Annotated in this window: 9 protein-coding genes; 1 reads left to right on the top strand and 8 read right to left on the bottom strand. The window is 68.0% G+C overall.

Features of this window, described 5'->3' with window-relative positions; all coding sequences use genetic code 11:
* A complete protein-coding gene (locus PSK12I2_RS0118500; RefSeq protein WP_027599538.1) occupies positions 1–1,608 on the bottom strand; it encodes a carboxyl transferase domain-containing protein in 1,608 nt (535 codons plus the stop codon).
* A 10-nt stretch (positions 1,609–1,618) separates the two neighbouring features.
* The gene (locus PSK12I2_RS0118495) at positions 1,619–2,782 is read right to left on the bottom strand and encodes an isovaleryl-CoA dehydrogenase (RefSeq protein WP_027599537.1); all 1,164 of its coding nucleotides are present in this window, start codon (positions 2,780–2,782) and stop codon (positions 1,619–1,621) included.
* A gap of 367 nt (positions 2,783–3,149) precedes the next feature.
* Here PSK12I2_RS0118495 and PSK12I2_RS0118485 point away from each other — a divergent pair, with 367 nt between their 5' ends.
* Positions 3,150–4,058, top strand: coding sequence for a LysR family transcriptional regulator (locus PSK12I2_RS0118485; protein WP_027599536.1), 909 nt, complete (start codon positions 3,150–3,152; stop codon positions 4,056–4,058).
* A 20-nt stretch (positions 4,059–4,078) separates the two neighbouring features.
* On the opposite strand, the gene PSK12I2_RS0118480 is transcribed toward PSK12I2_RS0118485, so the two are convergent.
* The 6 genes from PSK12I2_RS0118480 to PSK12I2_RS0118455 form a co-directional block, all read right to left on the bottom strand.
* Complete coding sequence (locus PSK12I2_RS0118480) at positions 4,079–4,303, bottom strand: DUF2188 domain-containing protein (protein WP_027599535.1); 225 nt, start codon at positions 4,301–4,303, stop codon at positions 4,079–4,081.
* 126 nt (positions 4,304–4,429) lie between these two features.
* The gene (gene aldA / locus PSK12I2_RS0118475) at positions 4,430–5,863 is read right to left on the bottom strand and encodes an aldehyde dehydrogenase (protein ID WP_027599534.1); all 1,434 of its coding nucleotides are present in this window, start codon (positions 5,861–5,863) and stop codon (positions 4,430–4,432) included.
* 13 nt (positions 5,864–5,876) lie between these two features.
* Positions 5,877–6,677 carry an aldolase/citrate lyase family protein gene (locus PSK12I2_RS0118470; RefSeq protein ID WP_027599533.1) on the bottom strand — a complete coding sequence of 267 codons (801 nt, stop codon included), beginning with the start codon at positions 6,675–6,677 and terminating at the stop codon, positions 5,877–5,879.
* A gap of 20 nt (positions 6,678–6,697) precedes the next feature.
* Positions 6,698–8,032, bottom strand: coding sequence for an MFS transporter (locus tag PSK12I2_RS0118465; protein ID WP_051398756.1), 1,335 nt, complete (start codon positions 8,030–8,032; stop codon positions 6,698–6,700).
* 21 nt (positions 8,033–8,053) lie between these two features.
* Complete coding sequence (gene rhmD, locus PSK12I2_RS0118460; protein ID WP_027599531.1) at positions 8,054–9,238, bottom strand: L-rhamnonate dehydratase; 1,185 nt, start codon at positions 9,236–9,238, stop codon at positions 8,054–8,056.
* A gap of 12 nt (positions 9,239–9,250) precedes the next feature.
* A complete protein-coding gene (locus tag PSK12I2_RS0118455; RefSeq protein WP_027599530.1) occupies positions 9,251–10,549 on the bottom strand; it encodes an MFS transporter in 1,299 nt (432 codons plus the stop codon).
* Positions 10,550–10,552 lie beyond the last annotated feature (3 nt).

The raw sequence follows: 10,552 nt of genomic DNA, 5'->3' as shown, positions 1-10,552 counted from the left end.
CTACATCCGGAAGACGCCGAAGATCGTCGGCTCGAGAGGGGCGTTGAGACTGGCCGACAGGGCCAGGGCGAGGACCTCGCGGGTCTGGGCCGGGTCGATCACCCCGTCGTCCCACAGCCGCGCGCTGGAATAGTGGGCATGGGCCTGGCGCTCGTACTGCTCGACGACGGGGGCCTTGATGCGTGCCGCTTCCTCGTCGTCGAAGGCCTCGCCGGCGCGTTCGGCCTGCTCGCGCTTGACCTGCACCAGCACCCCGGCCGCCTGCTCGGCACCCATCACGCCGATGCGCGCGTTGGGCCACATCCACAGGAAGCGTGGATCGTAGGCGCGACCGCACATGCCGTAGTTGCCGGCGCCAAAGCTGCCGCCGATGATCACGGTGAATTTGGGCACCCGGGCGCAGGCCACCGCGGTGACCAGCTTGGCGCCGTGCTTGGCGATGCCGCCTTCCTCGTATTTCTTGCCCACCATGAAGCCGGTGATGTTCTGCAGGAACAGCAGCGGGATGCGGCGCTGGCAGGCCAGTTCGATGAAGTGCGCGCCTTTCTGCGCCGATTCGGCGAAGAGGATGCCGTTGTTGCCGAGGATGGCCACCGGATGGCCGTGCAGGTGGGCGAAGCCACAGACCAGGGTGGTGCCGAATTGCGCCTTGAATTCATCGAAGACGCTGCCGTCCACCAGCCGCGCGATCACCTCGCGCACCTCCAGCGGCTGCTTGGGATCGGCCGGCACCAGACCGTGCAGTTCCTCGGCCGGGTAGAGGGGTGGGATAGGCGTCTTCAGTTGCAAGTCGCCCAGCTTGCGCCAGTTGAGGTTGGCGATGCAGCGCCGGGCCAGGGCCAGGGCATGGGCATCGTCTTCGGCGTAGTGATCGGCCACGCCGGAGGTCCGGCAATGGACATCGGCGCCGCCCAGTTCCTCGGCGCTGACCACCTCGCCGGTGGCGGCCTTCACCAGCGGCGGACCGGCGAGAAAGATGGTGGCCTGCTGGCGCACCATGATGGTCTCGTCGCTCATGGCCGGCACATAGGCGCCACCGGCGGTGCAGGAACCCATCACCACGGCGATCTGCGGGATGCCCTGGGCGCTCATGGTCGCCTGGTTGAAGAAGATCCTCCCGAAGTGCTCGCGGTCGGGGAAGACGTCCTCCTGGCGCGGCAGGTTGGCGCCGCCGGAATCCACCAGATAGAGGCAGGGCAGGCGATTCTGCAGGGCGATGGCCTGGGCGCGCAGGTGCTTCTTTACCGTGAGCGGATAGTAGGAGCCGCCCTTCACCGTGGCGTCGTTGGCGATGATCATGCACTCGACGCCCTCGATGCGGCCGATGCCGGCCACCACCCCGGCGGCCGGTACCTCTTCCTCGTAGACGTCGAGGGCGGCCAGGGCGCCGATTTCCAGGAAGGGCGAGCCTGGGTCCAGCAACAGATCGATGCGCGCGCGGGGGAGCAGCTTGCCGCGCGCGGTATGGCGCGCCTGGGCCTTGGCCCCGCCGCCTTCGCGGATGCGCGCCAGCAGCCCGTCGAGCCGGGCCAGTTGTTCGGCCATGGCCGCGGCGTTGCGCTGGTAGTCCGGGGTGCGCCGGTTCAGCGTGGAGGTCAGCACGGTCATGAAGGCGTCCTCACCGGGTTTCGTTGAACAGCTCGCGGCCGATCAGCATGCGGCGGATCTCGCTGGTGCCGGCGCCGATCTCGTAGAGCTTGGCGTCGCGCAGCAGGCGACCGGTGGGGTATTCGTTGATGTAGCCGTTGCCACCGAGGATCTGGATGGCTTCCAGGGCCATCTGGGTGGCCTTCTCGGCGGTGTAGAGGATCACCCCGGCGGCGTCCTTGCGGGTGGTCTCGCCGCGGTCGCAGGCCTGGGCCACGGCATAGAGATAGGCGCGGCTGGCGTTGAGGCCGGTGTAGAGATCGGCCACCTTGCCCTGGATCAGCTGGAATTCGCCGATGCTCTGGCCGAATTGCTTGCGGTCGTGAACATAGGGCAGCACCACGTCCAGGCAGGCCTGCATGATGCCCACCGGGCCGCCGGCGAGCACCACCCGCTCGTAGTCCAGGCCGCTCATCAGCACCTTGACCCCGCCATTGACCTCGCCCAGCACGTTGTCCTCCGGCACCTCCACGTCGTCGAAGAACAGCTCGCAGGTGTTGGAGCCGCGCATGCCCAGCTTGTCGAACTTGCTGCCGCGGCTGAAACCCTTCCAGTCACGCTCGACGATGAAGGCGGTGATGCCATGGGCCGCCTTTTCCGGTTCGGTCTTGGCGTAGATGACATAGGTGTGGGCATCGGGGCCGTTGGTGATCCAGGTCTTGCTGCCATTGAGCACATAGCGATCGCCGCGGCGTTCGGCGCGCAGCTTCATGGAGACCACGTCCGAGCCGGCGTTGGGTTCGCTCATGGCCAGGGCGCCGACGTGCTCGCCGCTGACCAGGCTGGGCAGGTAGCGGGCCTTCTGCGCGGCGCTGCCATTGCGGTGGATCTGGTTGACGCAGAGATTGGAGTGGGCGCCATAGGACAGGGCCACCGAAGCCGAGCCGCGGCTGATCTCTTCCATGGCCACCGCATGGGCCAGGTAGCCGAGTCCTGCGCCGCCGTATTCCTCGCCCACGGTGATGCCGAGCAGGCCCAGGTCACCGAAGGTGCGCCAGAGGTCCATGGGGAAGCTGTTGCTGGCATCGATCTCGCCCGCGCGGGGCGCCACCTCGCGGGCGACCAGGGCGCGCACCTGATCGCGCAGCAGGTCGAGGGTCTCGCCCAGGGCGAAGTTGAGACTCGGGTAGCTCATGGGGTCACCTGTAGTTGGGATTGTCGGGTGCGAGCGGTCAGCCGATCAGGCGTGCGCAGGGCGGCCGCCAGGCACGGTGCGGAGCGGAAAGGGACAGGGCGGGGCTGTGTCATCGGCCAGGCGCGGGCGTTACCCGAAAGCGATAGCCGCAAGGACGTCGGGCAGGGCCGCCGACGGCTGGGCAAGGGTGCGCTCGACGCGCGGGTGCGGAACGCGGGCGCCAGGGCGCTCATGGTCCGTCCTCCTGTTCATTGTTCTTGTCATGGCGACCGCAAGAGGAAGGCGGCGCTCCTGTGCCTCTGAGTCTAGGAGGAGAAATGCGCTATCGTGAAACGATAAAAATAGAATCCAGGTATTGGAAAATCAGATGGCACTGCACCAGGACATCTCGATGCGGCAGCTGCGCTACTTCGTCGCCGCCGCCGAGAACAGCCAGTTTTCCCTGGCCGCCAGCGCGGTCAACGTCAGTCAGTCCGCAGTCACCACGGCGGTCAGTCAGTTGGAGGCGAGGCTCGCCGTGCGGTTGTTCGAGCGCCTGCCCCATGGGGTGAAGCTCACCGCCGAGGGGCACCAGTTCTATCACCATGCCCGGCACATCCTCGACACCCTGCAGGACGCCGTCAGCCAGCCGCTGTTCCAGAGTCATGCGCTGACCGGCCAGGCCCGCGTCGGCGCCTCCTATGCGGTGCTCGGCTACTACCTGCCGACCCTGCTGGCGCGCTTCAAGCGCAGCTATCCGCAGATCGACATCGACCTGCGCGACATGGACCGACCCAGTATCGAAGCCGGCATCACCGACGGCACCTTGGAGCTGGGCCTCACCGTCATCTCCAACGTCGACGCCACCCAGCCTTTCGAGCGTCATCTGCTGATGCGCTCGCCGCGTCAGCTCTGGCTGCCCAGCGCCCATCCGCTGCTGGCGCCGGAGCGCGTCACCCTGGCCGATATCGCCCCCTATCCCTACATCCTTGCCACGGTGGACGAAGGCGAGACCTCCACGTTGCGCTATTGGCGCGCGGCAGGCCTGGAACCCAACGTGGTGTTCAAGACCTCGTCCATGGAATCCCTGCGCGGCCTGGTCGCCCACGGCTTCGGCGTGACCATCCTCTCCGACATGCTCTATCGCGGCTGGTCGCTCGAAGGCCGCAAGCTGGAAGCCCGCCCGGTGGCCGATACCATCCCGCCCATGGAGCTGGGCCTGATCTGGAGTCCCGAGGAACGCCTGGGCAGTGGCGCTCAGGCGTTTCGGCAGTTCCTGGTGTCGGCGGCGGGGTAGCGGGGCAAGGCGCCTCGACCTCAGCCCTTGGATTTCGCCGGATCCGCACTGCGTGGATAGGTGCGCTCTTCCTCGATGCGGCCATCCGCGGTGTGGATCTTGACGCTGCCGGTCTTGCCGTCCAGGTATTGCGCCGCCTGGTGGACGATGGCGTCCTTGGTCGAGGCCTTGAGCAGGGCGCGATCGCCGTGCTCTTCCTTGAATTCCCAGCCGGTGTCGGTGGGTAGGATGTGGTAGTTCTGCATCTGGTCTCCCTGGGGCCCTTTGGCCCTTGCCTGGTCTTGGGTTGCAGCTGTTTCGACCCGCGTTCGCCCAAGAACATTCGAGCGAAGCGGCCCAGCCAGGCCCGGCAGGGGACCAGGCCGCGCTACTCAGCCCTGCAGATAGACCACCTGGGTGTGGGTGTACTCATAGAGGCCGTGCTTGCCGTCGGCGCCGCCGATGCCGGACTTGCGCACCCCGGCGTGGTAGCCCTGCATGGCTTCGAAGTTCTCCCGATTGATGTAGGTCTCGCCAAAGTCGATCTCGCGCATGGCGTGCATGGCCTTGCCCAGGCTGCGGGTATAGACGGAGGAGGTGAGGCCGTATTCGCAGTCGTTGGCCAGGGCGATGGCTTCGTCGAGATCATCGACTATCTGGATCGGCAGCACGGGGCCAAAGATCTCTTCGCGCATGATCGGCATGTTCGCGCGACAGTCCGCCAGCACCGTGGGCTGGAAGTGAAAGCCGCGACCCAGGTCGGCACGACGGCCACCGGTGACCAGGCGGGCGCCCTGGCCGAGGGCGACGTCGACCTTGGCCGCCACCTTGTCCAGACCGGCGGCGTTGATCAGCGGTCCCATCTCCACGCCGGTGTCGGCCTGGGGGTCGCCATAGCGGGTGGCGGCCATGGCGCGGCCGATGCGCTCGATGAAGTCCTCGGCCACCGCGCGCTCCACATAGACCCGCTCGGCGCAGTTGCACACCTGCCCGGTGTTGATGATGCGCGAGTCGCGGATGGCGCGGACCGCCAGGTCCAGGTCGGCATCGGCCAGGACGATGGCCGGCGCCTTGCCGCCCAGTTCCAGATTGAGCTTCGTCAGATTCGGTGCGGCAGCGGCCATGATCCGCGAGCCGGTGGCGACACTGCCGGTAAAGCTGACCATGTCGATGCCAGCATGGGCGCTGAGCTGGCCCCCTACGGAACCGGGGCCGCTGACCAGGTTGAACACCCCGGGCGGCAGATCCGTCTCGGCCACCAGGCGGGCGAATTCATGGGCATTGATCGGGGTTTCTTCGCTGGGCTTGATGACGATGGTGTTGCCGGTGAGCAACGCCGGCGCCAGCTTGCGGGCGATCAGGAAGAAGGGGAAGTTCCAGGGCAGGATGCCGGCCACCACGCCCAGTGGCTTGCGCAGCAGAAAGATCTGCTCGTCGGGTCTGTCGCTGGTGATGATCTCGCCTTCGATGCGCCGTGCCCACTCGGCCATGTAGTCGAGGTAGTCGGCGGTGAAATTGACCTCCACCTCGGCCAGACCGTGGATCTTGCCCTGTTCGGCGACAATGGTTTGCGCCAGTCGCGGTGCCTGCTCGCGCAGCTTGGCGGCGATGCGCCTGAGATGGCCGGCCCGCTCGATCGCCGGTTTGCGGGCCCAGGCCTTTTGCGCGCGGCGAGCGGCGGCGATGGCCTGGTCGACGTGGTCGCGGCTGGAGGCCGGCACCCGGGCCAGGGCGTCGCCGGTGGCCGGGTTGTGGACGAGAAAGTCCTCGGCGGCCGGCAGGAAACGGCCATCGACGTAGTTCTGGTAAAGGGGCAGATCGGCCATGGCGGACTCCGGGTCAGTAGGTGCGAGAGGGCGCCTGGGGCGCGTCGAGGGGGCGATAGCGGGCCAGGTTGGCCAGCGCTGCCTGGCGGAACAGGCTGATGTCGATGCCGACGGCGACGAACTGGCAACCCCAGTCGCGATAACGCCGGGCATCGTCTTCCTGGGGCGCCAGGATCCCGGCCACCTTGCCGGCGGCGCGGGTGGCGTCGATGGCGGCGCGGATGCGCGCCTGCACCTCGGGATGGCCCGGATTGCCGGCATGGCCGAGGCCGCTGGAGAGATCGGCCGGACCGACGAAGACGGCGTCCACCCCGTCCACCGCGGCGATCTCGGCGACGTTGTCGCTACCCAGTCGCGATTCCACCTGGACGATCAGGCACAGCTCGCGATGGGCGTTGTGCAGGTAGTCGGGCACCGCGTCCCAGCGGGTGGCGCGGGCCAGGCCGCCGCCGACGCCGCGGATGCCATGCGGGGGATAGCGCATGGCCCGCACCAGGGCGCGGGCCTGGTCGGCGGTCTCCACCATGGGCACCATCAGCGTCTGCACGCCGATGTCCAGCAATTGCTTGATCAGCACCGCGTCACCGGTCACGCAACGCACCACCGGCGCCGTGGGGTAGGGCGCCACCGCCTGCAACTGGGCGAGGATGCTCGGCACCGTGTTGGGCGCGTGCTCGCCGTCGATCAGCAGCCAGTCGTAGCCGGTGCTGGCGGCGATTTCGGCGGCATAGCCGGTGGCGAAGCCGGCCCAGAGGCCATAGAGGGTATCGCTGCCCGTGAGGCGGGCCTTGAAGGGATTGCGTGGCAGGTCCATGACGGTGGTCTCCAGGGAAATCAGGAAGGGGTATCGGGCAGGCGCACCAGCAGGCCGTAGCTCAGGGCGCCGGCCACCGCGACCGCGGCGGCGATGCCGAGGGCGAGGCCGAAGGAGCCGGTCTGCTGGACGATCATGCCGGTGATGACCGGGGCGAAGGCGCCGCCGAAGTAGCCGCCGAAATTCTGGATGCTGGCCAGCGAGGCGACCTGATGCGAGGGCACGGCGACGCTGACCAGCGACCAGGTGCCGGCCACCGCCACGTTGAGGCTGAACAGCGCCAGGCTGAAACAGAGGATGACGCTGCCGATGCCGGTCACCCCGGCGCTGCACAGGGCGAACAGCCCGGCTGCGGCCAGACCGCCGCAGATCGGCAGCTTGCGGCTGAAGGCCAGGCTGCGCCCGCTACGGGTCAGGCGATCCACCAGCAGGCCGCCGCCGATCACGCCACAGGCGCCGGCCAGGAACGGCAGACTGGCGACCCAGCCGGCCTGGGACAGGGACAGGTGGTGGACCCGCTCCAGGTAGGCCGGCAGCCAGGTCAGGAACAGCGACAGCATGTAGATGATGCCCACGTAGCCGATCACCACGCCCCAGGTCAGGCGGCGGCGGAACAGCCCCAGCCAGTCGGCGAAGGTCAGTCGCTGGCCGGCGTCCTGGGGTGGCAGCCCGGCGTCCAGGTGCGCCCGCTCGGCGGCGTCCAGCGCCACCTGGACCCGGTCGCGATAGCTCAGGTACCAGAGCGCCGCCACCAGGACGCCCAGCACGCCCATGGCGATGAACATCTGCCGCCAGCCCAGCCATAGCAGCAGGGCGGTGAGGATCGGCTGGGAGATCGCCGGTCCCAGCGAGGAGGAGAGGTTGAAGATGCCGGAGGGCAGGCCGCGCTCGCGCACGTTGAACCACTCGCTGACCACCTTGGCGCCGGCCGGGAATTGCGGCGCCTCGCCGATGCCCAGGCCGACGCGGGCGAGGATCATCAGGTGCAGGCTGCTGAGCAGCCCGAGCACGCCCTGGGCGATGGACCAGAGGCAGATGCCCAGGCCCAGGGTCAGGCGCGCGCCGAAGCGATCCAACAGGCCGCCGATGGGCAGCTGGGCGAAGGCATAGGCCCAGGCGAAGGCCGACAGCAGCAGGCCCATCTCGGTCGGCGTGAAGCCCAGTTCGCCGCTGATGGTCTGGTTGGCGATGGCCAGGGTGCTGCGGTCCAGGTAGTTGACGAAGCCGGCCAGCACCAGCAGCGCGAGGGCGATCACCTGGACCCGCTTGAGCCGGGCACTCTTGGGTGGCAGCGGCATCGCCGCGGGGCGCACATCCGGCAGGGGCGTCGCCAGGGTGTCTTGGGTCGCTTTCATCCAGCCCTCCTGGGCAACGCCTCAGTGGCGATAGGGACGTTCCAGGGCGCACTCCGGATTGAGGCGCACGCCGAAGCCGGGCCGATCCAGCGCCGAGGCGCGCATGCGGCCGCGCACCGGGACGGGTTCGTCGAGCAACTGCGGATGGAACATGGGCACCACCTCGTCGGCCTTGGGCGCCATCATCAGGAACTCGGCGAAGGGACTGTTGGTGCGGGTGATGACGAAGTGGTAGCTGTAGACCGAGGAGCCATGGGGCACCACCAGGGCGTTGTGGGCATCGGCCAGGGCCGAGATGCGGATCAGCTCGGTGAGGCCGCCGCACCAGCCGACGTCGGGCTGGAGGATGTCGCAGCAACCCATTTCCAGCAGCAGGCGGAAGCCCCAGCGGGTGGCCTCGTGCTCGCCGGTGGTGACCAGCATGCCCTTCGGCACGTTGCGTTTGAGTTCGGCATAGCCCCAGTAGTCGTCCGGTGGCAGCGCCTCCTCGATCCACTTGAGACCGAATTGCTGGGCGCCCTGGGCCAGGCGGGTGGCGTAGTTGAGGTCCAGGCTCATCCAGCAGTCGAGCATCAGCCAGAAGTCGTCGCCGACCCGTTCGCGCATGGTCGCCAGGGCCTCCAGGTTCTTGCGCAAGCCTTCCTCGCCCTCGGCCGGGCCATGCTGCAGCGGCAACTTGCCGCCGATGAAGCCCATCTCCTTGGCCAGGTCCGGCCGGGCGCCGGTGGCATAGAACTGCAATTCGTCGCGCACGGCGCCGCCGAGCAACTGGTGCACCGGCTCCTGGCGCAGCTTGCCGAGCAGGTCCCAGAGCGCGAGATCCACCCCGGAGATGGTGTTGAGCACGATGCCCTTGCGCCCGTAGTAGAGGGTGGAGAGGTACATCTGGTCCCAGATCTTTTCCAGGTCGGTGACCTTGGCACCCTCCAGGAAGCGCGCCAGATGCCGCTCGACGATGAAGGCGCCCAGCTCGCCGCCGGTGGTGACGGCGAAGCCCACGGTGCCGTCGCTGGCCTCGACTTCCACCACCAGGGTGCCCAGCACATTGATGCCGAAACTGCGCCGGCTCTGGCGGTATTCCGGGTACTTGGCCATGGGCGTGGCGATGTGGTCGTCGATCCAGTGGCCGTCGCCCTGGTCGTGGTAGTCGGCGCCGCCGCCGCGAAGGGTGTAGGCGCGCACCTGCTTGATGGTGGGTAGGGTCATGGCGAGGCTCCCTTAATGACTGGGCGTGAGCTGAGGTTGGGGATCGGCCTGGTCGCGGCGGCGCAGGCCGAGGATCAGGGCGGCGGCGACCAGGGTGGTGCCGGCGAGCAGATAGAGGCCGGCGCCGGGGTGGGCGAAGGTCACCTCGGCCCAGCGCTTGGCCAGGGGCGCGATGAAGCCGCCGATGGCGCCGCAGGTATTGATCAGGGCGATGCCGCCCGCGGCGGCGCTACCGCGCAACTGGTCGGACGGAAAGGTCCAGAACAGCGGCTGCACGGCGATGAAGCCGGCGGCGGCAAAGCACAGGGCGATCAGCGCATAGAGCGGCGAGAAGGTTACCGAGGCGGCGATGCCCAGACCGGAGATGGCCAGGGTGGCGGCGGCGGTGCGCCGGCGTTCGCCGGTGCGATCCGACCAGCTGGGGATCAGCCAGGCGGCGAGCAGGGCGCAGACCCAGGGAATCGCCGAGACCAGGCCGACCAGCAGCCCGACCTTCTGCCCGAGCAGCCCGGCCACCTGGGTCGGCAGATAGAAGACCACGCCATAGACGCTGGCCTGGATCAGCAGGTAGATGCTGCACAGTAGCAGGATGCGCGGCTGTCCGAGCAGGCGCAGCAGCCCGCCATGGTGCGGCTTGGCGGCGTCCTCGGCGTCCAGCGCCTGCTGCAGCGTCTGCTTTTCTTCCGCACTCAGCCAACGGGCATCGCGCGGCCGATTGTCCAGGTAGAACCAGGCCCAGATACCCACCAGACTGGCCAGTACTCCTTCGACGAGGAACATCCACTGCCAGCCGTGCAGACCGCCGAGGCCGTCGAATTCCAGCAGCAGGCCCGACAGCGGACTGCCGAAGATGAAGGCCAGGGGCGCGCCGAAGTAGAAGAAACCCAGGGCCCGGGCGCGGTAGCGCGAGGGGAACCAGTAGGTGAGGTAGAGGATGACGCCCGGGAAGAAGCCGGCTTCGGCCACCCCGAGCAGAAAACGCAGCACATAGAAGGCCGTCGCCGTATGGGCGAACATCATGGCGGCGGAGATCAGACCCCAGCTGACCATGATCCGGCACATCCACAGCCGGGCGCCGACGCGGTGCATGATCAGGTTGCTGGGAATCTCGAGAAAGGCGTAGCCGACGAAGAAGACCCCGGCGCCAAAGGCGAAGGCCGCGTCGGAGATGCCGGTGTCGGCCTGGAAGGCGACCTTGGCGAAACCCACGTTGGCCCGGTCGAGAAAGGCCATGACGTACATCAGCAGCAGGAAGGGCAGCAGGCGCCGGGTGACCTTGGCGACCAGCCCCGGTGACAGGGTGGTGTGCATGGC

Source organism: Pseudomonas sp. MOIL14HWK12:I2 (assembly GCF_000510745.1).
Taxonomy (GTDB): Bacteria; Pseudomonadota; Gammaproteobacteria; order Pseudomonadales; family Pseudomonadaceae; genus Chryseomonas; species Chryseomonas oryzihabitans.
This window is presented reverse-complemented; position numbering and strand designations above follow the sequence as displayed.

Bases quoted from the DNA above. Each gene is read 5' to 3' on its own strand.
- PSK12I2_RS0118500 (WP_027599538.1), bottom strand. From the start codon at position 1,608: ATGACCGTGCTGACCTCCACGCTGAACCGGCGCACCCCGGACTACCAG.
- PSK12I2_RS0118495 (WP_027599537.1), bottom strand. From the start codon at position 2,782: ATGAGCTACCCGAGTCTCAACTTCGCCCTGGGCGAGACCCTCGACCTG.
- PSK12I2_RS0118485 (WP_027599536.1), top strand. From the start codon at position 3,150: ATGGCACTGCACCAGGACATCTCGATGCGGCAGCTGCGCTACTTCGTC.
- PSK12I2_RS0118480 (WP_027599535.1), bottom strand. From the start codon at position 4,303: ATGCAGAACTACCACATCCTACCCACCGACACCGGCTGGGAATTCAAG.
- aldA (WP_027599534.1), bottom strand. From the start codon at position 5,863: ATGGCCGATCTGCCCCTTTACCAGAACTACGTCGATGGCCGTTTCCTG.
- PSK12I2_RS0118470 (WP_027599533.1), bottom strand. From the start codon at position 6,677: ATGGACCTGCCACGCAATCCCTTCAAGGCCCGCCTCACGGGCAGCGAT.
- PSK12I2_RS0118465 (WP_051398756.1), bottom strand. From the start codon at position 8,032: ATGAAAGCGACCCAAGACACCCTGGCGACGCCCCTGCCGGATGTGCGC.
- rhmD (WP_027599531.1), bottom strand. From the start codon at position 9,238: ATGACCCTACCCACCATCAAGCAGGTGCGCGCCTACACCCTTCGCGGC.
- PSK12I2_RS0118455 (WP_027599530.1), bottom strand. From the start codon at position 10,549: ATGCACACCACCCTGTCACCGGGGCTGGTCGCCAAGGTCACCCGGCGC.